The sequence below is a fragment of the Amycolatopsis sp. NPDC114484 genome (assembly GCF_055633755.1).
In genome coordinates this window covers 139,916-165,794 of the sequence record NZ_JBVKDQ010000020.1, presented here as the reverse complement: position 1 = coordinate 165,794, position 25,879 = coordinate 139,916, and the positions used below count along the sequence as shown (strand labels likewise).

The 25,879-nt window shown below is 70.3% G+C and carries 17 protein-coding genes; 3 read left to right on the top strand and 14 right to left on the bottom strand.

Translation table 11 applies throughout. The features are described from left to right. Window positions 1–41: 41 nt before the first annotated feature. The 12 genes from ACZ7SW_RS36095 to eccD form a co-directional block, all read right to left on the bottom strand. Window positions 42–599 carry a sigma-70 family RNA polymerase sigma factor gene (locus ACZ7SW_RS36095; RefSeq protein ID WP_470234850.1) on the bottom strand — a complete coding sequence of 186 codons (558 nt, stop codon included), beginning with the start codon at window positions 597–599 and terminating at the stop codon, window positions 42–44. Between the two features lie 67 nt (window positions 600–666). Further along, complete coding sequence (locus ACZ7SW_RS36090; protein ID WP_470234849.1) at window positions 667–1,122, bottom strand: hypothetical protein; 456 nt, start codon at window positions 1,120–1,122, stop codon at window positions 667–669. A 75-nt stretch (window positions 1,123–1,197) separates the two neighbouring features. Beyond that, window positions 1,198–4,542, bottom strand: a complete 3,345-nt coding sequence (locus tag ACZ7SW_RS36085; protein WP_470234848.1) for a hypothetical protein — start codon at window positions 4,540–4,542, stop codon at window positions 1,198–1,200. Window positions 4,543–4,636: 94 nt separating this feature from the next. Beyond that, window positions 4,637–4,957, bottom strand: coding sequence for a hypothetical protein (locus tag ACZ7SW_RS36080; RefSeq protein WP_470234847.1), 321 nt, complete (start codon window positions 4,955–4,957; stop codon window positions 4,637–4,639). Beyond that, entirely contained in the window at window positions 4,954–5,406 is a 453-nt protein-coding gene (locus tag ACZ7SW_RS36075; protein ID WP_470234846.1) for a YbaB/EbfC family nucleoid-associated protein, read from the bottom strand. Before ACZ7SW_RS36075 ends, ACZ7SW_RS36080 begins: the two co-directional genes overlap by 4 nt. A 44-nt stretch (window positions 5,407–5,450) precedes the next feature. Beyond that, window positions 5,451–7,754: a hypothetical protein gene (locus ACZ7SW_RS36070; RefSeq protein WP_470234845.1), complete on the bottom strand. Its 2,304-nt coding sequence runs from the start codon at window positions 7,752–7,754 to the stop codon at window positions 5,451–5,453. Then, on the bottom strand, window positions 7,747–9,771 hold the full coding sequence (locus ACZ7SW_RS36065) for a hypothetical protein (protein ID WP_470234844.1): 2,025 nt from the start codon (window positions 9,769–9,771) through the stop codon (window positions 7,747–7,749). The genes ACZ7SW_RS36070 and ACZ7SW_RS36065 overlap by 8 nt, the downstream gene beginning before the upstream one ends. Before the next feature lie 135 nt (window positions 9,772–9,906). Beyond that, on the bottom strand, window positions 9,907–10,389 hold the full coding sequence (locus ACZ7SW_RS36060) for a hypothetical protein (protein ID WP_470234843.1): 483 nt from the start codon (window positions 10,387–10,389) through the stop codon (window positions 9,907–9,909). An 80-nt stretch (window positions 10,390–10,469) separates the two neighbouring features. Then, complete coding sequence (locus tag ACZ7SW_RS36055; protein ID WP_470234842.1) at window positions 10,470–10,766, bottom strand: WXG100 family type VII secretion target; 297 nt, start codon at window positions 10,764–10,766, stop codon at window positions 10,470–10,472. Window positions 10,767–10,811: 45 nt separating this feature from the next. Further along, window positions 10,812–11,108 carry a hypothetical protein gene (locus tag ACZ7SW_RS36050; protein WP_470234841.1) on the bottom strand — a complete coding sequence of 99 codons (297 nt, stop codon included), beginning with the start codon at window positions 11,106–11,108 and terminating at the stop codon, window positions 10,812–10,814. A gap of 61 nt (window positions 11,109–11,169) precedes the next feature. After that, window positions 11,170–12,573: a type VII secretion protein EccB gene (gene eccB / locus ACZ7SW_RS36045; protein WP_470234861.1), complete on the bottom strand. Its 1,404-nt coding sequence runs from the start codon at window positions 12,571–12,573 to the stop codon at window positions 11,170–11,172. A gap of 43 nt (window positions 12,574–12,616) precedes the next feature. Continuing rightward, window positions 12,617–13,972 (bottom strand): type VII secretion integral membrane protein EccD, encoded by a 1,356-nt coding sequence (gene eccD, locus ACZ7SW_RS36040; protein ID WP_470234840.1) that lies wholly within the window; start codon window positions 13,970–13,972, stop codon window positions 12,617–12,619. Window positions 13,973–14,153: 181 nt separating this feature from the next. On the opposite strand from eccD, the gene eccCa reads away from it, so the two are divergent. From eccCa to ACZ7SW_RS36025, 3 genes are all read left to right on the top strand, one after another. After that, window positions 14,154–18,140 carry a type VII secretion protein EccCa gene (gene eccCa / locus ACZ7SW_RS36035; protein WP_470234839.1) on the top strand — a complete coding sequence of 1,329 codons (3,987 nt, stop codon included), beginning with the start codon at window positions 14,154–14,156 and terminating at the stop codon, window positions 18,138–18,140. Window positions 18,141–18,175: 35 nt separating this feature from the next. Then, on the top strand, window positions 18,176–19,390 hold the full coding sequence (locus ACZ7SW_RS36030; RefSeq protein WP_470234838.1) for a S8 family serine peptidase: 1,215 nt from the start codon (window positions 18,176–18,178) through the stop codon (window positions 19,388–19,390). 101 nt (window positions 19,391–19,491) lie between these two features. Further along, window positions 19,492–22,575, top strand: a complete 3,084-nt coding sequence (locus tag ACZ7SW_RS36025) for a hypothetical protein (RefSeq protein WP_470234837.1) — start codon at window positions 19,492–19,494, stop codon at window positions 22,573–22,575. Window positions 22,576–22,782: 207 nt separating this feature from the next. On the opposite strand, the gene ACZ7SW_RS36020 is transcribed toward ACZ7SW_RS36025, so the two are convergent. Both ACZ7SW_RS36020 and ACZ7SW_RS36015 read right to left on the bottom strand, forming a co-directional pair. Further along, window positions 22,783–23,841, bottom strand: a complete 1,059-nt coding sequence (locus tag ACZ7SW_RS36020) for an Hsp70 family protein (RefSeq protein WP_470234836.1) — start codon at window positions 23,839–23,841, stop codon at window positions 22,783–22,785. Between the two features lie 51 nt (window positions 23,842–23,892). Beyond that, window positions 23,893–25,869, bottom strand: coding sequence for an Hsp70 family protein (locus tag ACZ7SW_RS36015; protein WP_470234835.1), 1,977 nt, complete (start codon window positions 25,867–25,869; stop codon window positions 23,893–23,895). Window positions 25,870–25,879 lie beyond the last annotated feature (10 nt).

The following is a 25,879-nucleotide window of genomic DNA, read 5'->3' as shown; positions in this document are numbered from 1 at the left end:
AGCCGTCAGGGGGAACGCCGGGCAACCGCGGCGACGCTCCGTCACGCCGCGAGCGATTCCTCGTCGACCGAGGAGCGCAGCATGCGGAGGCCGTAGTAGACGCGGCTCTTCACAGTCCCGACCGGGATGCCGAGGACGGTGGCGGCCTCCGTCGCAGTCCGGTCTTCCAGGTAGGTGGCGAAGAGCGCGACCCGATGCGGTTCGGGCAGCTCGGCGAGGAGCCGGTGCACGTGGAGCCGGGTCAGGGTTTCGCCGCTGGTGTCCAAGGCGGGCTCGCCGCCCTCGTCCTCCACCGCGGCCAGCCCGGGCCGGCCCTTGGCCGCCCGGTAGCCGTCCACCACCACGTTGTGCGCGACCCGCATCAGCCAGCCGCGGACCGAACCCAGACCGGGGTCGAGGCGCTCGATGTGCCGCCAGGCACGGACGAAGGTTTCCTGCACCGCGTCCTCCGCCCACTCCCGGTCGCCGCGGGTCAGGGTGCGGGCGTAGTCGAGAACGGCGCTTCGGTGTTCGGCGACGAGAACGGCCGTCCGCTCTTCGATGTCGGCGACGGCCGAGGCGGCGGTGGTCAGCGGGGCAACTGCTGTGGTCTTGGTCATTCACCAAGATTCGCCGATTCCGGCCGCCCGTTCAGTGGAGTAAGTCCTACGTCCGAGGGAGTTTCCCCTACGCATCCCGTAGGGGAAACCCTACTGACGCCTGCCGCACCGGAGGCACCGCCGCGGTCCCGACGCTCGGCCCGGTCGGCGGCAGGCCCGCGGTCGTGCCGGCACCGGCCGGACGCGCCTGGGCGCGAACCATCCGGTTCGAAAGTTTCGGCACCCGGTCCGCTGCGGGGCTCGCCGCCGCCGCACAGGCTTTCTCCCCGTCTTCCGGGAAGCTGTAGGCAGCGAGGTACTTGTGCTCCGAGCCCTCCCGCTCGATCCCCAAGTCGCCGATCTCGGCGCGCGGCCCGAGGTCGCGCCGGACGTGCCGCACGAAGTCGCGCAACGCGGAGATCTCCCGTGCACCGAATCTGCTGCCCTCGCCGGCCGCGTATGCCGCGACGAGGGCAGCGTCCTTCTCCTCGCACTCCGTGGCCGCCATCGCATCCGCCAGCTGGGAGTTGGGTTTCCAGGCCATGTTCGTCCCTCTCTGCTGTCCGACCGTCACAGGTATCACGCGCACGAGGCCAACTGGGGTTCACGCGGAAGCCGGTCACAGTTTGCCCTTGTACCGGGAGGGCGTCGGCCTGATGACCATCCCGCACCCGAGCATGTTCTGGCCCAGGATGTCCATCTTCGCTCGCGTCGCCGAATCTTCCGGATGCTTTTGCGCTTCGCTGATGATGTACAACGCGGCATACGGTTTGGCTTCGTCGGTGACACTGGCGCGAAGGGCTCTGATCTGCACGTTGTAGTCCGACTTCTGCGCCAGGTCGGCCGGATCGATCTCGCCGCTTTCGATCTTCCGGGCAATGTCCTGGAGGACCGGGAAGTCCTTCCAGCCGCGCAGTGCGGCCTGGTGGCTCAGCCGCAGGCCGACGGCCCGCGCCGGTGCCGGCTCCGCCGGTCGGGGCGCGGTGGTTTCCGCTGGGTGCTGCGTCGCCCACGCCGGCGGCACCGATGCCGCAGGTGTCGCCCGAACGATCGAGAAGTCGTCGCCCTTGCCGGGGAGCGGGGTGAACTGCTCGGCGTCGTAGACCGCCGGCATCCGCGAGTCGGGGACCTCCACCGGCACCCGCGCGTGGTCCGCCAGGTTCTGAACGGTGTCCAGATCGGCCGGACGGGGCGAAGGGCCGGTGTCGTCGGCCAGCCGGAAGACGACGCGGTCCGCGAGCGCGGGATCGCGCAGGCGCAGGTTTTCGAGGATCGCGGCGGTGTTCTCCCCCCACCCCGGGGTGTTTTCCAGTTCCGGACTGACGGTCAGGATGATCGTTTCCGCCGGCTTCGCCGCGGCAGGCGGCTTTCCTGTCCCCTTCGGCCGGCCACCGACGCCGTTGCCCGGGACGAGGTTCAGTCCGCCCGGCTCGGCGTGCCCGGCGATGCCGGGCGGCAGCGCCGAGACGATCGCCGCTTCGGCATGGAGGCTGCCAGCCACGTCCGCGACGCTCGGAGCGTCCTGGTGGCCGGACAGCGCAGCGTCGAATTGGTGCTGGTACTCAGCGATCCGATCCGGCGGCAGATGCTTGCTGCCTTCGGCGATCGCCTGGCTTACCGTGCTCTGCGGAGTTGCCGCCGCGGCATGCCCGGCAGGCGCGCCGATGCCGTCGCTCTCCTTCGAGTGGTGACCGCCGACGACCGACGTGGCGGAGGCATCGCTGGTGCCGTCCGTCGGACGATGGCTGCCGGTGTCCGGCGTCGCGTCGTGGTGCGGTGCCGGTCGATCGGCACTCGCGGTGTCGTTGGCCTCCGGCGCATGACGGCCATCCGTCTCAGTCGCAGTGTGAGGTGCGACCCCGGATCCGTTGTCTTCGACGCGCGTGTGCTGGCCGGTCGTGTCGCCGGAGCGGGGCGGCGTCCCCGGCCCGGCGTGGCTTGCCGGGTCGCCGCTCTTCCCCGCCGGGGTCTGCTGCGCATTGGCGTCGGCCGCGTGATCGGCATGGCTCGGCGACGACGGAGCGTCCGCTCCGGGCCGCGTGCTTGAGCTGCCGGGCTTGGCCGCCGCCGGCGCCGGTTGTGCGCCTGGGTCCTCGTTGTGCCGCGCGTCGGCCGGAGCGGCCTTGCCGCTCGTATCTCCGGAGTGCGCGGCCGTCGACGAGGCCGTGTTCGGGGCGGCGGGCGCCTTGCCGCTCGCCGCGACCCCGCTGCTGTCGGATTTCGTTGTCGGCACTGTCGTTTCGGCCTTCGCGGCAGCTCCGGTACCCGGCGCTCCGTTCGCGACGGTCTTGCCGACCGCCGCCGGTTCCGTCGTCCCGGAACCGGCCGGGGCCTTCTCGCCCGCAGCGCCGCCGCTTTCGGCAGCTGCCGGCGCCGGCGGCGCGGCGACGGATTTCGTTGCGGCCCCCGGTACCGATGGTCGAGCGGCCGGGCGTGGCGCTTTGGGCGACTCGGGGCCGGACTCGTATCCCGAATCGTACGGATCTTCCGCATAGTGCCGAGCCGGCTGCTTGCCGCTCGTGGACTCGTCCGCGGCTGCCGACGACGTTTCTTCGTTCGGCTGCTCGCCAGTACCGCTCGCCTGCGCCGTGCTGGCCGGCGGCAGCGCGGGCACGCTGGGCGCACGCCATTCCTGCGCGGTCTCGGCGGCCTTGCCGGACAACTTCCCATACGTCGTGTCGATCGCGCCGGACGTAGCATCGCCCCAGCCGATTGCGGGCGGCTGGCCGGTAAGGATCGCTACCGCGACCGCAACCAGGAGCTCGTGGGCGGTCCCGAGGCCGGCGTCCTTGACCAGTTCGACCGAGAAGGGCAGCCCAGCGTGGTTCTTCACGTTGTTGTCGAATCGGTTGACCAGGTCTCGGCTGGACAGCGGACCGTCTGCGGCGCGCGCGTAGGCATAGGTATCGTCGAGTGCGCTCCGGAACGCACTTTCGGAGACCGCGCCCCGGCCTTCGCCGTTGGCGACCGTCTGGAACAGCTTGCTCTCGATCGTCTGGAACGGCATGTGCACAAGGTTCTGCAGCGGGCCGCCGATGATGCCGGTAAGGGCGGTCGCGAGCGAGAATTTAGCCAGCTTCTCGTTGAAGCCGTCGCGACCCATCATGAGCCGCGCGATGATGTCGGGGAGCATTTGCTGCACAACGCCCCAGGTGATCATGTCGGTCGTGTCCGCGAGGACGTTCGCGACCTTGTTGCCCTCTGCGGCGTGACTGCCGGCTTCGGTCGCGCCCCTCGCCAGACCGCTTTCTGCGGTCCCCTTGCCGAGAGCGCCCGCCGCCGCATCCGCGCCTAGCCCCGCACCCGGCCGCGCACCGGACCCTTGGACCGCACGCGCACCCGTGCGCACGCCGGAGCCCGCACCGTCCACCGCCACGTCTGCAACCGCACCCGACCGTGGCCCGGTGTGCGTCACGACGTGCGCCGCAAGGTCGGCGACTTCATTTCGCACTGCTGCGCCTTCACCGACTCGCGTGAGCGCATTCTCAAAAAGGCGATAAATGAAGTCACGAAACGCCCTGAACAATCCAGAAATTGCAGCGACCAGCCCGGCGAAGCCAAATATGACACCCAGCACCATCAAGGTAGCAAGGTCCACCACCATTTGAATCGCCTGCAAGACGGCCACGTTCGTGGTGTACTGGGCAACTCGGCCCGAATCGACGATGTAGTCGCCGGTCTTGCCGACGCTTCGCCCAGCGGAAGAGATCAGGCCGTTGTCAGAAAGAAACGGGGCAAGTCTTTGCATGAACTCATGAGCACCCTTCCCCTCCAACGAGGTCGGCACCAGCCTCGCGGCCGCTTCGACGAGCTGGGAAAGCTCCGAAAGACCGTCCTTCAACCTCGCCGTTTTGCCACCCAACTGGACAAAGCCCACGACTCCGCCCGGCGGAAGTCTCATGCCGGTCAATACTTCGACAACCGTCCGACTTTCCGCCGTGAACACCCAGTCAAACCCAGACATGTCAAACCTCCTCCCTCAGCTTGCGGACCGAGAGCTTTTCATCCAGTCGAGCCGATCCGGCACCGGCACCGGCACACGAGACGACCGGGATCCGCTACTTGCGCGCAACGCCAGTAGCGGCGTCGTTGGCGTTCGCGGTCAAATGCGCCGCCGTGGCCACTTGACCGCCGCGACCGTCGGTAAAGTCCATAAAACCCTTCAGCATTTCTTCCACGAATTGCAATGCCGGGAGCACGCAGGCCCGCGTGCCTATCGTGATGTCGTCCTTAGCTCCAGCGGGCAGGGCGCGCTCGGCATCAGACCTCATCTCCGCCACCAGACCCTGCAGATTTTTGCACAAGTCCCGGGCCGGGCCCCAAGTTTTTGCCGATTGCCCGAGCCCGTCCGGATTGGCCGCGAACCGTCCGTCGGTCATTTTCGCTCTTCCTTTCCGCCCCTCGGCGGGTCCATCTCCAAGCCGAACGCGGATATGTCGATCCGGTTGTACGCGGCATCGAACACCGCGCCGAGATCGGTGGCCGGCTCGCCGTCCTTGCTGAGACCGAAGGCTTCGAAGAATTCCTGCGGAATCAGACCGCTCGACGCCGAAATGGTCTGTGCCATCACGTCCTTGTGCGCGGCGTTCACCGCCTCCATCACCAGCGAAGCCAGCTCCTTCGGAGGAAGCGTGCGGTACCGGTTCCCCTCGAACACCAGTTCAGTAAGCGTGCCTTGCTGGTCGACCGTAGCGCTGACCATGCGGTTCGCCGAGAGCGCCGTGCCGACGATCCCGGACAGCTTGCTCTGGTACTCCTCCAGCTTCTTCCGTTCCTCCTCGACCCGGGCGAGTTCGAAATCCAGCCGATCGCGCATCGGTTCTGTCATCACGCACCTCCTGTCCTTTTCACGGATTCCGGCTCCGCCGCGGTTCACCCGTTGCGGCCGACCGCGGTCCCGTCCGTCGTTTCGTCCGTCGTTTCGTCCTGTCCGCCGCGCGGCCCGGGGCCGGCGGGCCGGGTCGCCGAGGTGTCCCGGCCGGGGCGGCGCGGCACTGCGGTCACCTCGTCGTCGAACTCGTCTTCGAGATCGTCCGGACGGCCGATCACGCCGATGCCGGAGTCTTCGTCGGCACCCCACACCTTTTCGTCCTCGGACAGCCAGGTCTGGCGCTCCCGTTCCTTCTTGCCCTGGCCTTGGCCGCCGCCGGGCGGCATCATCGGCGGCATCCCGCCCATGCCGCCCATCCCGCTCGTGCCGGCGCTGCCCGGAGCGCCCAGCTCGGGCGGCACCCCGCCGGACAACTTGGCATTGGACGGAACCAGATCGGGCATAGCAGAGTTCGGCCCCGAGCCGGGGCTGAACCCTGACCCGCCGGGAGACGACAAGCCGCTGCCCGCGGTCGCCGGGATGCCGCCGGAGCCGCCGCCGGGCAGGCCGCCGGGGATGCCGGGCACGGACGTCCCGGAACGTCCCGAGCCAGGCGACCCGGAGCCGCCCGGCAGCGAGCTGTGAGGGATGCCTGCGCCGCCGATGCCCGGCAGGCCGTCCAGTGGATTGCCCTTGTTCTTGGAGCTGCCGGACGACGGCGCCGAACTGCCGACGCCGCCGGCCGGGATGACCGGCAGGCCGGGGTCGGTTACCCCGGAAGGCAACGAACCGGCACCGGTGCTGCCACTGGGAAGCGAGCTGTTCAGACCTGGGACGTTCGCGCCCGAACCGCCCGGCAGCGAGCTGTTCAGACCTGGGACGTTGGCGCCCGAACCGCCCGGCAGCGAGCTGTCCAGGCCGGGCACATTGGCTCCGGAACCGGTGCCGCTGGCCCCGCCCGGCAGCGAACTGTTCAGGCCGGGCACATTGGCCCCGGAACCGATGCCGCTGGCCCCGCCCGGCAGACCGGCGCTGGATCCCGCACCGCCCGGGTCCGTGTTCAGGCTCGGCAGATTCGGATTCCCGGCAGAGCCCGCGCCCCCGTTCAGGCTCGGCAGATTCGGATTCCCGGCAGAGTTCGGGTTCTCGTTCAGATTCGGCAGGTTCGGATTCCCGGTGTAATTCGGGTTCTCGTTCAGATTCGGCAGGTTCGGGTTGTTGAGATTCAGGTTCTGGTTGAGGTTCGGCATCGGCGGCGTCGAATAGCTGGACGGTGCCGGGTTTTTCAGCGGATTCAGCGCCTGTTGCAGCGTGACGAGGGCCTGGTTGTACGGCGCGAGTGCGGCCCGGGCGGCGGCAGAGACGTCGTCGAGCGCCTTCTTCAGCTCATCCGTGATGGTCTGGCTGATGGCATGCCATCCATCCGGAGACAAGAGGTTGACGGTCTTGCCGATCGGATACCCCAGCGGCAACGCCTGGAGCGCGCTGGTGATGTACGCCTCGACAGCCGGCATCGAGGCGCTGGTATCCCAGGAAGAATTGCCATCCGCTTCATTCAGCACGGCGTTATCCCGGTACACCTTGTCCAGCTGGTATTCCGGCGTGCCGGCGATCAGTCCGGCACGGATCTGCGCCTGCGAGATCGCGTCGCTGACGGATTTGATTCCGGAATCCAGATTGCCCAGTCCGACCACGGCCGAGCTGTCGAATGTCACGGTGGTCGCCCGATGCCATAAGTTCGCCAGCTGCGCGCCGAACTCGACCGCGGCGGTGTGCGCGGCGGCGAGGGCGTCCGCCGCGGCCACCCCATAGCCGTCGAGGTTCTCGATCCACCCGCGGAGGACCTCCCCGTAGTGCAGCATGCGCTCCTGGATGACGGACGCGGCCTGGCCCGCGAAGTCGGACGACCCGCTGTCGAGATCCTTCGACCAGGTCTCGTATCCGCCGGCGGTCGTGTCGAAGTAGCCGCGCAGGTTGTTGACCAGCTGCGCGAACACCGCCAACGGCTCGATGACGAATTCGCCGTGGTTCCCCTTGTAGATCCCGGTGACGATCTCGCCGGCCTTCTGGATGTTCTTGCCGAGGTCGACGATCACACCGGGGTTGAGGTTCGCTCCGTAATACTGCTTGCCGAACGCGTAGTAATAGTAGTCCGGCACGGCGGCACTGTTCCGGAAGTTGTCGCCGCCGCCCAGTTTCGGCGTATCGCCGGTATTCCAGGTTTTGCTCGGCGCACCGGTGAATTCGAACCATGGCACGTCGATGAGCTCGGCAAGCTGGACGTATTCTCCGGTGACCGCCTTGAGCAGCGCACCGATGTTCCACTCACCCTGATTGACCGGGACGGCGGGAGTGTCGTCAGCCATGGTTCAGCACCCTCTGCTCGTCCGCGGGTTCGGCAACTGCGGCCGGGCGGCCGACCACGCCGCCTGCCGGCAGTTCGACCGGCGCCGGTTCCGGTGCCTCGCCGAGAGCAGCCATCCGCTGCTTTTCGGAAACGGAGAGGCCGATCACCCCCGCACCGGCCGCGACCCTCGTCCCCCATGCCTCTTCGTCCTCAGCCAGCCAGGTATGCCTGCTCAGCCCGGCACCGCCCCGCCGGGTCGCACCCGGCCCGCACATCGGCGGATACATCGGGCCGCGCATCGCCGCCGAAAGGGTCGGCGTGGTCTTCAGCGCGCTGGCGGCCGCCAGCTGCGACGCCGGCGGGAGGTCGCCGGCCCCGAGCCCCATCGGGAGGAACATCGGAATCGCACCACCACGATCGTCGTGTCCGCCGCCGCCGACGGTGAAGCCGCCGAGCGTGTCCGCTCCGGTCCACTCGCCGTCTGTCCTGGCACCGGACCCGCCTCCGGAAACCCCGCCGCTGCCGATCGATCCGATCAGCAGCGGGAACCCGGCCGCGTCCAAGCCGAACGAATCGGCGCCCAGTCCCTCCCCGGCGAGGCTCCCGGGCAAACCGGTGCCCACCTCATTGGCGGTGCTCCCGGGCGCGGTCGGCAAGAATGCCGCGGAGAACGGCGAAGACACGCCGTCGCCCGCGGCGACGCCGAGACCGGCGCTCCCCCCTCCGTTCACGTTCAAGGAACTGTCGCCCGCGAAGGAACTGCTGTTCGCCGAGGAGCCGTTCGCGCTGCTGTTCGCGAACGAACTGCGCACCGCCCCGCCGCCACCGGCAACTGCCGACGTTCTGCCGCCCGCCTGGCCGGCACCGGCGAGCCCGGGACCGCCCGCGGAGCCGCCGAGCGTGCCGCCGCTCCCGCCCGCCGCAAGACCGTTGGCCGCAAGGCCGTTGGCCGCAAGACCGTTGGCCGCAAGACCGTTGGCCGATGCCGCACTGCCGTTCGCGCCGGAGCCGGCGGGCGCGGCCGAACTGCCGCCGCCGGCTGCGCCGCCCGCCCCGTTCCCGGCACCGGGCGTGATCCCGAGGTAGGCGTTGATCGTATCGACGAGCCTCTGGTACGCCGCAGACAGCGCGGCATGCGCCGCCGAAGCCGACTGGTCGAGCTGGTCGAGGAGACCGGCGACCTTCGCGGTCACTTCGCGATTGATCGCGTCCCAAGTGCTTTGGACGCGCAGGTCGCCCTTCGGGTAGGCAGCCAGCGCGGCCTGGATCTTCGCGTCCGCCTCCGCCTGGAATTGCTCCGGGGTCACCGTGGAGCCCGGGTTGTTCGCCGGGTCCAGGCTGCTGAGCTGGTCCTGCGGAGTTCCGGCGACCACGCCCTGCGCGGTCAGATAAGCGACGACTTGCGCGATCTCGTCGGCGACAGCCTGACGGATGTGATCGCGAAGGCCGCCGCCGGTCGCCGCCGCCCAGGCGGACGCCATCGCCGCCCGGAACGCACTGAGTTCCGCGCTCGCGTCGCCGATGACCGCGGACAGCGGCGCACCGGTCGCGTTGAGCCGGCCGAACCAGGTGCCGAGCGCGCCCCCGGTGTTTCCCAGCTGTCGGGCGATGACGTCGGCCGCCGCACCGGCGATCTGCGTGCCCGACGACACGTCGCCAGCCCATTGCCGGTACTCGCCCGCCTCACGCTCGAGGTATGTTTCCAACGCCAGCACGCGGGCCTGGAATTCGGGCAGGGTGGTCGCGTCGAGCGTGCCGCGCACCCCACCGGAGAGGTCGCTGATCACCGGTTGCAGCTGGTCGACGGCCTGCTCATAGGCGCTCACCGCGCCGGAGTCGACAGAAACGTTGAGATATGCGGTGGAAAACGCGCTGTAGCTGATGCCGGTCGTGGACTCGCCGAGCTGCCCCGAACTCCCGGTTGCTCCCGCCGAGACGGTGAACCATCGCGCCTCGCTGAGCGGGCGCAGGTCGATGTCGTCGCCGGTGACGTCCCGGAGCGCGAGAGCGAACGTCACGGGCTCACTGTCGGCCATGGGTGCCTCCGTGAAAGTTGTCGAGGATGGCGGTCCGCGAGGCAGGGGGGGGGGAATCGGCGGGTCGTAACGGCCGGAGTCGCCTGCCCTCCGCCCGTCACGGCCCGCCACTGCCCGGTGCCGCCGTCCGGTCCGTCAATTGCCGGTAGCGGACGTGCCGCCGTTGGTGTTCGACGAACCGGTGCCCGTCGAACCGGTGTTCGCCGAACCGCCGCTGGTGTAGTACGACCCGCCGCCATTGGCCATATCCGGATACTTCGACTCGAAATCTTGCGCGGTCATCGTAGCGAGGTCATTGCAGTCCTCGAATACATTGGCGGATTTGGCCAGCGCTTTGGTGTAGCGCGTCCATTCGTCCACCTGCGCGGTCAGTTGAGTGTGCACCGAGTCGCCAAAACTCTTGGCAGCATCCTGAACCTCGCCGGCGATCGGCCAGTTCGCTTTGGAGCCGGGCATGATCCGGGTTCCGAGAGTGCCGTTAAGGGCGATATCACTGGATGGTTTGAGAAATACTTCCATATCTTTGTTGCCGGCGTCGACAAAACTGGTCAGCCGAGTGTAGGCACCCTTGTCGAACTTCGTAATCTGCCCGCCGGGCGAATTATCACTGGTACTCATTGTCCCTCCGAAAATAGGAGCAGTAGACGAGACCGCGGCCGGTGCGGAGGGGCGGCCCGGCGGGCCGCCCCTCCGCACGCTCAGCCACCGGACATGATCTGGCCGGTCCGGCCGTCGGCGCCGTGGAAGATGCCCCCGATTTCGCCTGCCCGGTTGTGATGGCCGCTCAAGTCGTCGACCATCATCTCGTAACTGGTGTTCCACGCCCGCTGGCGGTCCTCCCACGGCGTGCTCGTCTGACCGGCCATCGCGCCGGGCATCGAGTTGATCACCGGGTTCAGCTCGTCGAGAATGGCCCGAACCCGCCCCACGATTCCGCCAAGGCCGCTGGTGGCTTCCTCGTAGGAGCCGTGATGGTAAGTAAATCCGTTGTCCATTGTTCCTCCTCAGGTAAAGTTGCCAGTGAATCAGAGGCCGACGGCCTACTGCATTTTGCTGACGTCAGTGGCCTGATCGGCGGCGGTCTGGCTGACGAGCGACGAGTTCTGCACGTCTTCGTTCAGCCCTCGGATCGCATTGACGACGCCGTTGAAATCGTCCCGCCAGTTGTGCAGGCCATGGGCCTGCAGGCCGCCGGAAGTCGACTGGTTGGCCTGCTGAATGTCGGCAGCCGAGGCCTCGGTGGACGACCCGGCCTGGTTCATCTGGTCGATCGCGGTGTGGGTCGCCGTGACGATCTGCGCGACCTGGTCGGGTGTGAGGTGGTAAGGAGCGGTCATCGGTCTTCCTTTCATTGACGAGTGCGACATGAAGCAAGGTGCGTTCTGCGCGGTACCGGGGTCAGGCACCACCTCCCGGGGCGGCCAGGATCGGCCCGGTCGGCAGCATCGCCAGCACCGCGGGCGGCACCGGGGCAGCGGCCGGGTAGCCGAGCGCCTTGGCGGCGTCGTCGTTCGCCATCGGGTATTTGGCGCCGTCCTCGGTGATCAGGAACAAACCCCCGATCGAGGCGGTCGGCGCGGGCATGGTGCGGGCGAGCATCCCGCTGCCGGTCGCGACCGAAACCCGGTCGGCGGTCCCGGCCCCGGCTTGCATGCCCGGGCCCGGCGGGATTCCGCCGGCGATCCGGTCCGCGGGCACGGTCACCAACGCCGCGTCCGATTGCGTGGCGTCGGTGCCGATCCGCACACACGGCACGGTGTCCGTCGCGTCCGCCGGGACGAGGCGCGGAATCGGCGGCAAACCGGCCAGCGAGTCCGGAGCGGACACGACCGAGAGCTTGGCGAGTTCCGCTACCGAAAGCTCGCGTTCCCGGACCGGCTGTCCGGGATAGGCGGCCGCGGTGGCCGGGTCGGCCAGCGCCAGCAGGGAGGCAAGCGGTCCGATGGGCATCAGCCCGCCGGTCACGATCACGTAGTGCCGGTCCGCGCCGGTCGGCGAGTGGCTCACGAACAACTGCCCGACCCGGGAGTCTTGCCCGTCCACCGCCGGACCCGCGGCTCCGCGGTTCCCGATCGGCAGCGACCCGAGATCCGGGCCTTGCGGCAACGCGTTGAGCCAGGCGTCGCGCACGTCGGCGGTCGGCGCGGTGCCGTCGCCGACCGCCGCGACCACCCAGGGCGCGGAGATCGCCATCCGACGGCCGTCCTCGATCAGGAAGAGGCGGCCGTTCGAGTCGCGGGCCACGATCGCCGCGGTGGTCGAGGCGGCGTTGGTCGTGATGCCGGGATCGAGCAGCAGCGTGACCGAGGGCTTGCGGACGCCGTCGCGCACGGTTTGCCCGGCGCAGGCCAGCCAGACGTGCCCGGCGTCCGTCGTCGCCGGCGGCAAGGTCTCCGGCGCCCACTGGATGCCGGCCGCCGGGCCGCGAGGCAGCCCGCGCAGGCTGCTCCCCGCGACTTCGACCACCTTCATCTGCGAGCCCAGCAGCAGTTTGGCCGAGGTGTAGTTGAGCACCGGCCGCAACTGCCCGCCGGCCAGCAGATACCGGGCACCGGTTTCCTTGACCACGATCAGCGTGCCCGGCTTGTTCCACTGGGCCGCCGACGCACCCTTCGGCGAGACGAGCCCGATGATCACCACGATGACGGTGATCAGGACGCCGAGCGCCACCCCGACGGTCAGGCCCAACGGGGTCCGCCGCATCGGCGTCCGCACCATGTCCGGCTCGCCGCGGAGCAGCGCGGCCCGCATGCGATTGACGACGAACGAGTGCGCCTCGACGTGGTCGCGACGAGAGTGCATCACGGCTGCTCCTCCTCTCCGGTCCGGGAAACGGTCCGCTCGCTCATGACCACAGCCCGCTCACCGCGTCGTAGACGCCGGCGATCCACAGCGCCAGCGGCACTACCGCGATCGCCACGATCCAGTGCACGATGTCGCCCGCCAGGCCCCAATGCGGGATCAGCTTCCGGCTGGGCACCACGTGCGCCGCGACGCAGGCGAGCAGCGTGACCAGCAGGAGACCGCCCGACGCCGCGAAGGGGCGGACCGGAGAACCACCAGCCCATTCCAGGACCAGCCCGCCAAGGCCGGCTGCCGGCGGCGCCAGCATCGCGACGCGATGCCAGACGCTGATGACTTCCCGGCAGTGCAGCAGCAGGAGAATCGAAACGTCGATGGCCAGGACCAGCGAAAGAACCGTTCCCTCGGCGGCCAGTACGGCCAGCGCCGCGGCGGACAGCACGGAGAAAGCGGAATAGAGCGCGGTTACGCAGTTGTGCACCAAAGTGGCCCGCTGCAACAGATTCTTGCTGGATTCGGGTTCGAGGTCGGCCTGGAACTCCTCCGTCGAGTTCGGCAGCAACGGCACCCGCAACCCGGCTGCGCTCGCCGACAGCGTCGGCACGAAATAGCCGATCACCAGCACCACCGGCAAAATCGATGCCGCCATCGCGGCCACCGGCAAGTCCAGGAAGGTTCCCAGGCAGCCGGTGAGCGCTACCAGCGTCGCCGCCACCGCCGTCGCGGTGTACGCGATTCCGTATGTCCCGCTGCCGAAGCGGGCCACCAGCGCACTGACGGTGACGAATGCTCCGAAGGACAACAACGACGGCGCGATCAGGAGATGGCCGGGCGTGCCCGGCGCGGCCTGCATCGGAAGCGCCGCGCCGGCGTAGGCGGCGTAGACGACGCCAAGCAGCGCGAGCAGCCGCGCCGACGCGCGGTCGCCGAATGCCCGGCTCGCCGCGGTGGCACCGACCAGCAGGAGGATCGAGAGCCCGCCCGCACCGCGCCAAGCACCAGCCGCGGCCGGAAGGGCGCTGAGCAGATACAGCCCGAGCAGGCCGGCGATCGCCGCGCACCCGAGGCCCAGCCACTTCCCGTGTTCCGGCCGCCACTTGTCCTCGCGGGCGTTGACGGTGGTCGCGACCCCGTCGACCAAGTCGTCGAAGTCGATCGGCGGCAGTTGATCGTCGCGGGGACGCAGGTAGACGACATCCCCGTCGTACAACCCGAGCGCCGCGGTGCCGAGTTCTTCTTCCAGCGGCGCTTCGCCGAGGCGCTGCAGCACCCAGCCGCCGTGGTCGAGCCCGGTCGTCGCGAGCTGGTCGCCCAGATTCTGCAGCAAGGTCGGCAGCAGATCGGTCAGCGGCACGTGCGCCGGAACAGCGAGCTCGACCCGGGAGTCGGGTCCGTACACGCGAAGACGGCAAACGTCACCCGCCGGGGCCGAAGTCTCAGTCATGGCTAATACACGCGACGGATTCTCGCTTTGGTTCACGACGGCCGTCTCCGGCACGGATTCGGTGCGCGTTCAACCCGGAGGCGGCCGGCACGCGTGAGTACTGCACAGGACGTGCACTGGGAGAACGGATGTACAGATGACGGTCACCGTGTACCACCGCCCGGCTCGCCGGCGTCCGCCGGAGATGCCGAGCGGGCAACTGAAACTGGAAGAGCCGCCGGTACTGGCCGAGATGATCGGCAGCGGCATGATGTCGAAGCTGCCGATGGTGGCGATGGGCGCGGGCATGTCCATCATGATCATCCCGGCGCTGGCCGGGGGCAGCGGGCTCACCTCGATGTTCTACCCGCTCGGGATGATGCTGATGATGGGCTCGATGATGTTCATGCGCCAGGGCGGGGGCAACGACCAGCGCGGCAAGATCCGCGGCGAGCGCAGGGACTACCTGCGCTATCTCGCCACCGTGCGCAAGCAGGTCCGGGAGGCGGCGTCCGACCAGCGCAAGGCGCTGGCCTGGCGGCATCCCGATCCGGAGTCCCTGTGGTCGGTTTCGATGAGCGGGCGGCTGTGGGAACGGCGGAGCTCGCACCCGGATTTCGCGGAGATCAGGATCGCGCGCGGTCCGCAGAAACTCGCGCTCGCGCTTTCCGCGCCCAAAACCAAGCCGATCGAGGACCTTGAACCGCTCAGCGCCCGGGCGCTGCGCCGGTTCATCGCGGCATACGGCACCGTCGCGGACTTGCCTTCCGCGGTGTTCCTCCGCGGTTTCTCCCATGTGCAGATCCACGGCGATCTCGACGCCGCGCGCGCGATGATCCGTGCGGTGCTCGCGCAGCTGGCGACGTTTCATTCGCCGGACGACCTGAAGATCGCGATCTGCGCGGACGCGGAGTCCGCGGCCGAATGGGATTGGGTGAAGTGGCTGCCGCACAGCCAGCACCGCACCGATCAGGACGGCGCCGGAGCGGTCCGGCTGGTCACCGACGGATTCGACGGCTTGCAGCGAGTGCTGCTGAAGGACCTCGAGCCGCGCGGAAGGTTCGACGCCGGCGCAACCCCGTCGTCGGAAGAACCGTTCACGGTCATCGTCGTCAACGGCGTGACGCTGCCGCCGGAGTCGCGGCTTGCCGGTGCCGGATACAGCAACGCGCTGGTGATCAGCACGACCGCGGACCAGAGCCTGCCGGACGGCCGGACCACCCTGCGCCTCGACATCAGCGAGTCCGCGTTGGACATGGTGCGCACTGACCGGGCCGGCAAGGAGATCCGCACTCCGCTTGGCAACCCGGACGCGCTGAGCATCGACCGGGCCGGCTCGCTCGCCCGCACGATCTCGCCGTTCCGGCTGCCCGACACCAACACCATCGAAGAACCGATGATCACCGACTTCGACCTGGGCACGCTGCTCGGCGTCGCCGACGTCGAGCAGTACGACGCGCGCACCGCGTGGCGGCACACCGAATCGCCGGCGAGCCGGTTCCGGGTGCCGATCGGGGTCGCCGAGGACGGTTCCAAGGTCCAGCTCGACATCAAGGAGGCGGCGCAGGGCGGGATGGGGCCGCACGGCCTGCTGATCGGCGCGACCGGGTCCGGCAAGAGCGAGTTGCTGCGCACTATCGTGCTTGCGCTCGCGATGACGCACTCGTCGGAAGTGCTCAATTTCGTGCTCACCGACTTCAAGGGCGGCGCGACGTTCCTCGGTCTCGACGGGCTGCCGCACACCTCGGCCGTCATCACCAACCTGGCCGACGAGCAAAGCCTGGTCGAGCGCATGCAGGATGCCCTGCAGGGCGAGATGAACCGTCGGCAGGAACTGCTGCGCCGGGCCGGCAATTACAGCTCGCTGCTGGAGTACGAAGCGGCCCGGCGGGCAGGAGCCCCGCTCGACCCGATGCCGACGCTGTTCGTGATCGTCGACGAGTTCAGCGAGCTGCTGACCACGAACCCGGAGTTTTCCGAGCTGTTCGTGATGATCGGCCGCCTCGGCCGTTCGCTCGGCGTCCACCTGCTGCTGGCCAGCCAGCGCGTCGACGAGGGAAAGATGCACAAACTGGAGAGCCACCTCTCCTACCGCATTTCGCTGAAGACACTGTCGGCGATGGAGAGCCGGTCGGTGATCGGCGTGCCGGACGCCTACAACCTGCCCGCGGCGCCGGGCAACGGGTACATGCGGCTGGACGTGCAGACGCTGGTGCGGTTCAAGGCCGCCTACGTGTCGGGGCGCTACCAGCGCCGGACCAAGGAGCAGCGGCAGGAAGAGGTCGCGCGCCAGGTCGTGGTGTTCGACGCCGCGCACAGCGCCGAACTGGTTCCCGATGCCCCGGCCACGCCCGCCGAGGTGCTGACGCCGGATACCGGGCCGGCCCCGCCCGGATCGGTCACGCTGCTCAAGGTGATCGCGGACCAGCTGCGCGGCCAGGGCCCGCCTGCCCACCAGGTGTGGCTCCCGCCGCTGGTCCAGCCGCCGACGCTGGACCAGATGCTGCCGCCGCTCGTCCCGCACGCCGAACTGGGGCTCACCCCGGCGACCTGGCCCGGGCGCGGCAAGCTGATCGTGCCGATCGGGCTGATCGACAAGCCCTACGAACAGATCCGCGACCTGTACATGATGGACCTGTCCGGCGTCGGCGGGCACGTCGCCATCGCCGGCGGCCCGCAGGCCGGGAAGAGCACCTTGCTGCGCTCGCTCATCTGCGGGCTGGCGCTCACCCACACTCCCCGCGAGGTGCAGTTCTACTGCCTCGACTTCGGCGGCGGCGGCCTGGCCGCGGTGGCCGGTCTGCCGCACGTCGGCGGAATCGCCGGCCGGATGGCGCCGGAACGGGTCAGCCGCACGGTAGCCGAGGTCACCGAGATCGTCGCGGCCCGGGAGCGGGCGTTCGCCGAACACTCGCTCGAAGGCATGCCTGCCTACCGCGCGGCCGTCGCCGCCGGCGAGATCGACGACCCGTACGGCGAAGTGTTCCTCGTCGTCGACGGATGGGCGTCGGTGCGCTCCGACTTCGAGCGGCAAGGCGACGAGATCCGCCAGCTCGCCTCGCGCTCCCTCGCCTTCGGCGTGCACGTGATGCTGACGACCGGGCGCTGGCTCGACATCCACAGCTCGCTGCGGGACATGATCGGCAGCCGGATCGAGCTGCGGCTCGGCGACGCGATCGACTCGATGATCGACATCCGGGCGGCGGGCAAGGTGCCGCGCAGCCCCGGGCGCGGGCTCACCATGGACAAACTCCACTATCTGGCCGCGGTCCCGCGGATCGACGGGCGGTCCCGGACCGACGACCTGACCGACGCGACCCACTCGCTGGTGGACGCGATCGCGGACAACTGGTCCGGCCCGTCCGCTCCTCCGGTGCGCACTCTGCCCGCGCTGTTCCCCGCGACCGAGCTGCCCGCCCCGGAAGGCAAGCTGCGGGTGCCGCTCGGCTTGGCGGAGAAGGACTTGCGGCCGGTCTGGCACGACTTCTCGACGCACCCGCACCTCACCGTGCTCGGCGACACCGGCAGCGGCAAGTCCGGTGCTCTGCGGCTGGTGGCCAACGCGATCGTGGCCAGCTACGGCCCGGACCTGGCCAGCATCGTGGTCGCGGACACCCGGCGGACACTGCTGGACTTCGTTCCGGCCGAGTACCGGCGCGGGGCGGCCTTCGCGACCGACTCGTTGCGCGCCCTCGTCGAGCCGCTCGCGACGGAACTGCGCGGGCGGCTGCCCGGACCGGACATCAGCCCGCAGGAGCTGGCTCAGCGCAGCTGGTGGAGCGGGCCGGAGGTCTTCCTGCTGATCGACGACTACGACCTGCTCATGGGGTCGGCCATGCCCGGTCCGCTCGATCAGCTGATCGACCTGCTGCCCAGCGCCGCCGACATCGGCCTGCACGTCGTGCTCGCCCGGGCCGCGGCCGGCTCGGCGCGCCTCGCGATGAACCCGGTCATCCGCCGGCTGCACGAATCCAACACGCCGGACCTCGCGCTGTCCTGCCCGCCGAATGAAGGCATGCTGCTCAACGGCCAGCGGCCGCGGCCGTTCCAGCCGGGGCGCGGACAGCTGATCACCCGGCGGTCGGCCGAGATCCTGCAAGTCGGCTGGGTGCCGGCCGCAGGCGACCGCGAGAAGAGCCAGTGATGCGGCGCGCACGGAATTCGGCCGCAGTTTCCCGCTTGGGCAGGTCCCGCCGCGAACGCGGCCGGCACCGCGTCCTGGTCCTGCTCGCGACGACGGTGATCGGCGCGGCCGGCCAGCTCTCCCTCGGGTCCGCGAGCGCGGCGGCGAACACCCCGCAATGCCAGCCGGGCAGCGACGTCACCAGCGTTGAAAAGCCCTGGCCGCAACAAGTCCTGTCCAGCGACCAAGTGTGGCCGTTGACCCGTGGCGCCGGGGTGACGGTCGCGGTGCTCGACACCGGCGTGTCCCAGGGGGCTCCCGCGCTGTCGGGCCGGGTCAGCCAAGGCGCCGATGTCACCGGAGCCGGCAGCGCCGACTCCGACTGCGCCGGGCACGGCACCTTCGTGGCCGGGTTGATCGCAGCGGGCTCGGTGCCCGGCTCGGGGTTCACCGGCATCGCGCCCGGCGCGCGGATCTACCCGGTGCGGGTCTCCGACAAGTACGACGACGTCGCTCCGGACGTGCTTGCCCGAGGCGTCGACGCGGCCGTCGACGGCGGGGCCTCGATCATCGTGACCGCGATCTCCGCGCAGGGCCTTTCGCCGTCGTTGCAACGGGCAGTCTCCCGCGCGCAGAACGCCGGCGTGCTCGTCATCGCCCCGGCCGGCGGCAAAGGCGGACCGCCACAGGCCGTCGCCGAACCCGCCGGACTGCCCGGAGTGTTGTCCGTCGCCGCCGTCGACCGACACGGCAAGGCCATGACGCAGTCGGCGGGGCCGACCGCCCCCTCGCTCTGCGCACCGGGTGCGGAGCTGACCAGCGTCGCCCCGACCGGCCGGGGAACCGTCACCGGCTCGGGGGAGGCTCTCGCGGTCGGCTACGTCGCCGGCGTCGCCGCGCTGGTGCGTGCCTATCGCCCGGACCTGACGGCGGACATGGTCCGGGAACGGCTGATCGACACCGCCGATGCGGTCGCCGGCGGCGCCTCGGCCGCACTGGTCGGGAATGGTCTGGTCAACCCGGTCTCCGCGGTCACCGCGATCCTGCCCGCGCAGGACGCGCACACCCCGTCGCTGCCGGCCGGACAGCCGCTGGTGGTCGCCGCCCCGCCCGCCCCCGACCAGACCGCCGACCAGCAGACCATGCGCTGGACGGCGATCGCGGTGGGCGCCGCCGCGCTGCTGGCGATGGTGGCCACGATCGTCGTCCGCGGCCGTCGCCGCAATTGGCACTCGCCCGGTGCGCCCGCACCGGAGGAAGCGAAACCGTGAACTTTCCGGCCTCGCCGACCCGTGACGAGAAGAGAACACCCACTGCGGGCGGCAGGCACGCTCCTGGCGCGGAAACGCCTCGAATCGAGTTGGAGACCCCCATGACGCTGGCACAGCCCCGCGCGGAGCGGACCAGGCTCGTCGTCGAGCGAGTGGCGCACTGCGTCGTCGTTTCGGCCGATGCGGAATTCCCCAAACGGTTCGCGGCCGCCGAAATGGTGCCGGTCGAATCGGCCATGGTGCCGGTCGTCGTCGATCCGGACGCGATGGCCGCCGTCGACGATCTCAACCCGGCCTTGCTCGACGACCTCTACCGGCATCTGCCGGTCGGTCCGGAGAACCGCCGCGGCGGGCTTCGCTTGCTGGCCGACTGCGCCGCCCGCCCGCGCGCCAACGGCCGCGCACCGCTCGCGTCGCTGCTGTCCAGCAGCCTCAACGTCGACGTGGTGGCGCCGACCGGACAGGTCTTGTTCCCCCGGCCCGGGCAGGTGTTCAGCGCGGGCGGCGACGGCTGGCAGACGTTCGTGTCCGGCAACCAGATGGGCACCGCCGGCTCCCGCCATCCCGCCCCGCACTGGCAGGACAGCCTGCCGCACGAGGGTTTCCTGGCCGGGCTGCCGACGTTGTCGGTCCGGGCGATCCCGGCGGGGCTGTGGTTGCGAACCGGCCAGCCGGCCAGCGCCGCGCTGCCCGAGGCGGTCCTTCGGTTCCCCAGTTCCGAAGAGCGGATCGCCGTCCTGGTCGGCGCACCCGGCGAGAAACCTCCCACTGCCGAAGACGTGTGCGCGCTGCTGAGCTTGCTCGCTCCGATGCTCGCCGGACGCGCCGTCCTGATGCCCTACGGGGACCGGGCCGACGACCGTCCGCTCGGCCAGCAAGTCGCGGACCGCTCCGGCCGTGACGTCCTCGCCGCACACGTACTGCCGGTCGAGTCGCCGGCCGGCCGGATCGAGTTCCGCGCCGTCGACGCCGCCGGCGAACGGACCTGGCGGCCCTACGTCACGATCAGCCTGTACCGGCGCGGGCAGCGGCCGGTGCCCTGGTTCTGGAATTCGCCGCTCGCCGAACTGCGGTTCGAACCGACTGCGGTGTGCTCGTTGACCAGGTCCTGGGTGCTCGAACTCATCCCCAGCGGCATGCTCGTCCGGCCGGCCGCGGCGCCGACGCCGGACGATTTCTACCACCGCGCGGTCGATCCGAACGGAATCGACTGCGTCTTCACCACCGCGCCCGGCACGGCCGATCCCATTCCCGACGAGGCCCTCCGCGCCGTGCGCACGCTGCTCGACCGCATGCCCGCGCCCGATCGTCAGCGGCTGCGGCTCGTCGCGGGCGTGCCGCAGCTGCGGGCGCAGGTGGACGCGCTGGCGGACCTGCTGACGATCCGCGACGAGGCAGCAGCCCCGGCAGCGGTCGAGGTTCCGGTCGCGGAAGCAGCCCCGGCAGCGGTCGAGGTTCCGGTCGCGGAAGCAGCCCCGGAGGCGGCAACGGCCGGCCCGTCGGAGGCCGCGGAGGCAGCAGTGCCAACGACCGACGAGCCACTGCTGGCGGACGTCGAGCGGCCGGCCGTGGCGGACCTCGTCGCGGCCGCCGCCGCGTCGCTGGACGCGGCCCTCGCACCGTCGGTTCTGACCTCGGTGCCGGAACCGGCTTCGAACCTGATGGAAGCGACGGAAGTGCCCGCGGTCGCGGTGCTGGCCGCGGCGCCGGCCGATGCGCCCGAGCCGGACGCCGCCCCCGAGGAACTCACGCGGACCCTCGCGACCGTCGACGTGACCGACGACGGCCGGATCTGGCCGCCGCCGTCGACGCCGCGGCCGATCCGGTACGCGCCCGAGCCGGCGGTCGCGGAACAGCGCGCCGACGATCGTTCGTCGTTGCTGCGAACCGGTGTCTCGCAGGCGATTCCGCACGTCCCGGACATCCGTCCGGCGCCCGTCGGCGGTTCGGTGAGCGCGAGCGCGGTTCCCGTCCCGGCGCCGTCGTCGGCCCGACCGTCCGGGAAGGAGGCTGAGCCGCGGACCGAGGCACCGCCGCTCCGACCGGTCCAGGGTTCGGTTCCGGCCCAGCCGCTCGGAGTCCTCCGCCCCGCTGACGCCGTGGCCGGCTCCGAGCCGGCCAGTCCTGCCGAAACGCCGGCACCGGTCGTGCTCGCCTTGCCGGACGAGCCAGCCCCGCGGCCTTCGGATGCGGCGCGGCACGCCGCCGTGCCGGAGGTCCCGAACCCGGCCGCTCCGGACGACGGCGCCGAGGCGCCGGCCCAAGCTGGCAGCCTTCCCCTGTCCGGCGAAGAAGCATCCGCCGACGAGAGTGTCCACCGCTCGGACGACGACCAGGCACCCGCCGATCCGCCTCCGGCTCCCGTGGCCGATTCCGGTCCTCTCCGGATGCGCGCGCTGCGTGCCGGGACGGAGAAAACCGATCCGATCACCGCGCAGCGGGTCAGCACCCCGGCGGATCGTCAGCAGTTCCGCGACACACTGGGCTGGCGTTTTGACGCCGCGGCGCAATTCGTCGCCAAACTGCTCTCCGCCCGTCCCGGTTTGCGTGGCAGCACCGGAGACGACGCGGTCGCGGCCGAGCTCGCCGCCGCGCATCTCTACGCGTCTTCGGATCCGGCCGAGTTCGCCGCCGTCCTGCGGGCAGGTGCGGTGCCGGACGAACAACGCGCCTATCTCGCGTGCGCGGTCGCCGGTCTTCACCGGCTTCCGTCGTTCACCGGCCCGGTCTTGCGCCTCTCCCCCGCCGGCTTCGACCTCGCCGAGCTCTACCGCCCAGGAGACGAACTCGTCGAACCCGCACCGTTGCCCGCCCGGTCCGATCTGTCCCGGCCGGGGAACGGCGCCGGCGAGCTGATCGTGTGGTCCAGCACCGCGCGGCACCTCGACGGCCTCGCCGGCGACGACCCGACCGACCGGGTGCTGTTCCAACCCGGCACGGCCTTCCGGGTGCTGGAGGTCGACACTTCGGCACCGGTGGCCAAGGTGCTGCTCGCGGAGATGCCGCAGTCCTGGGGCGGAAAGCCCCATCCGGAACGCGAACAGCGCATTCTCACCCGGCTGCGCTCGGCTGTGGAGGCCCGTGCCGCCGCGGCCGGCGAGGACGGCAGCCAGACGATCGAGGAGAAGGCCGAGTTCGCACCGGGCCTCTTGCTCGGCATGATCCCGGAAGACGGCCGTGCGTGACCTTCCGATCGGTGCTCGGCCGACCAGCCGGCCAGGCCGAGGACCGATCGGGAGGTTCGCACCGGGTGCCGGCCGCGCCCTTTTCGTGAGTGCGGCCTGGGTCGACGAGCGGCTTCGCACGCTGGGCGGCGCCATCGGACGGCAGGTGGGTCGAACTGACGGAAGCAGCCGAGACCGCACCAGCGCAGCGGAACGCAGCGCATTCGGTCAGGCGCAGTCGAAGTTCTGCCGCGATGGCTCGTGGCTGTCCGGCCGAACGGCGGGATCTGGCTGTGCTCCGGCAGGTCGGCCCTTGCCCTGCCCGGGGCGTGCGCGAGGCCAGGCGGCGGCCGAACGAACCGCTTCTGCTTCCGGTTCGGGAGGACTGTGCAACGCTATTCCAGTCGCCGCCGCGATCCTGCGAAGCAGCGCGGGCGTGGCCGAAACCCCCCCGATCGCGATGACCGCGGCGAACGCGCCGAGCGGCAGCCCGGATCGGTTGAGCGTCGACTCGATGACCTCGACGGCACGCTCGAACACCGGCGCGGCCGCGCGCTCGAAGTCGGCCCGGGTGACAGTTTCGGCGGTCTGATCGTCCCCGAGCGACAGCCGGACCTGGACCGACCCGTCCGTGGTCAGCCTCTCGCGCGCCTGCCGGCAAGCGCCCAGCAGCACATCAGTCGGCACTCGCGCCAGCCGCGCGTTCCGCGCGGAGAGCAGCGCCGCCAACGCCGAATCCAAGTCGTCGCCGCCGAGCCGCTCCACGCCGTCGGGTTCGCCGGTCAGGTCGATCGATCCGCCGGCGAGACGCACCGCCGCGCAATGCGTGCTGAGGCCGCCCATGTCGAACACGAGCACCGCCTGGCCCTCGTGGAGCCAATATCGTTGCCCGAACCGCCGTGCCACCGCGATCGCGCTGGTGACGACTTCCACTTCGGCAGCGCCCAGCGACCCGAGCAGGTCGACGACCTGGCGCCGCCGCCAAGGGCCCCACGATGCCGGCACCGCGACGGTGATCGGCCGAACCGCCGCATCCGCGTCGGGCACCGCCGCCAGCAGCCTCGACAACAGATCGCGCAGCAGGTGCGGCGGGCTGGTGCGCACCCCGTCTGCGAGCACCGGCCGGGGGTCGCCTAGCCGCAGCATGAGGTCGGTGACCGTGTCTCGCGCACTGACCCGCGCCGGCGTCGAACCCGGCCGGTCGAACGCGGTGCGCAGCCACGTCGAGCCGATGTCGAGCCCGAGCACCGGAACGGTGCTCTCGTGGCGCGCGCCGCCGTCGTTCATCGGATTTCGCCCCGGGTGCGCCCGCCGCGCGTCAGCATGGTCCGCCGGATCTCAGGAAAGGCCCGCACAGGGGGTCGCATCGCTGTCCTGTGCCGCGCCGTTGACCCACCGGACATCGGCGAATGCGGCGCTGAACCGGCCCCCCGTCGCCACCACGAACGGAGTGTTGACTTTCGCCGGATCGAGTCCGGCGGCGGTGAAACACGAGAGCGGCACCTTGACGGTCGCCTTCTGCCCCACCGGGAGCTTGCGGAAAAGCTCGCCGGCTTTGAGCTGGCCGGCGCAGGGATAGGTGCAGTGTTCGGCGAGCGTGACGTCACCCGCCGGCGGCTCGCGCACGATCACGTCGAACACCAGCGCGCCGGAAGCGGTGAACGGGCGCGCATCCGTGCTCGTGCCCATCGGCTGCTGGATGTAGAACTGGCCCAGCCCCGACCCGTTCCAGGTGATCTGCCTGCCGTCGGCGGTCCCGTCGACGGCTCCCGGCGCCGCACTGACCGCTGGCATCGACACCGCCGCGGAAGCCAGCTGAGTGCCGGCCCAGTTCGACGGGTCGTCGATGAAACTCTTGTACGCGCCTTGGTCATGACCACCGAGAAAGAACGCCGGGCCGGTCGGCTGCGGCCGCGAGACCGCTCCCGGCGCACCGGAAACGGGGCCGACCGGCGAGGACGGGCGCCCGGCACTCGTGTCCAGCGGAGCGGCCGTCATGGGCGGCACCGCGGCGCTCGTGGCCGGCGGAGCGGCAGAACCGGCGGCCGGGCCGCTCCCGTTCAACGCGATCAGCACAGTGGTCGCGAGAATGACCGCGGTGGCGGCCGCGACCGCGACGGCCGGGCCGCGCCGATACCATTTCGTCTCCTGCCCGGTGCCGCCGTTTCCCTCCGCCGGAACCGGACTGGGCATCGCCGACGCGCCCGCCTCCGCCGGACCGGGCCGGGCCGGCTGTGGCGCCGCTCCAGCCGGACGCAGCTGGGCGCGCGCGGTCGCCGCCGCTCCGAGCGCGACGGTGAGCTTCGGATGCATGCTGGCCCGGATCGGCTTGCCGAATGCGTCGGAGACCATCTGATGCACCAACGGGACCCGGGAAGAACCGCCGGCCAGCAGGATGCCGGTCAGCTGGGATGGCCGCAGGCCGGCCGAGTCGATGGTGCGGTGCAGCGCTTCCAGCGTCAAATCGAGGTGGGGCCGGATCAGCCGGTTGAATTCGATCCGGGTCACGAAGACTTCGCGATGCCCGCCCGGCAGCGGAAGGCGGACCTTCACGTCCGGCTCGTGCGACAGGGCTTCCTTGGCTCGCTGGCATTCCTGCTGGATCATCAGCCGGAGCAGCGCTTGGTCCGGGTCGGCGGTGTCCAGCGCCGAGATCGCGCCGTCGGCTTGGGAGTCGACGTGGGCGAGCAGCGAGTTGTCGAAGTCCAGGCCGCCGAGCTGTTCCAGCCCCTCCGGGGTGCCGAGGATCTCCATGCCGTGCGAACGAGCGCGCAGCACGGTGGCGTCGAAGGTGCCGCCGCCCAGGTCGTACACCGCGACCACTTCGCCCTCGCCCAGCCGGCGTTCGGTGGAGTAGTGCATCGCGGCGGCTTCCGGCTCGGTGATGATCCGGGCGTCCGGCAGACCGGCGAGCCGCGGCACTTCGGCGAAATGCTCCCGGCGGTACGGGCCCCACACCGCGGGGCAGGTGAGCACGAGCGCATCCGGCGCGCTGCCCATCACCGTGGCGACGGTCTTGACCACATCGCGGGCTTGGGCGGCCATCAAGCTCGCCGAAGAACGCACTTCGCCGCCGATCGCCCGGGGTTCCGGATCGCCGAGCCGCCGCTTGTGCGCGAACGACGCCCGCTGCGGCTTCCCTTCCGCCGCCCGCTGGGCAAGGTCGCCGGTAAGCAAGGCCCCGTCTTCGGCGACGAAGACCACCGAGGAAACTGCCGCCCGCTCCCCCAGCGACACGATCCGAGCGCTTGCGGCATCGGCGATCGCGGCAGCAGTCGACGTGGTGCCGAGATCGATGCCGACCGCGTACGCCATCCTGACCTCC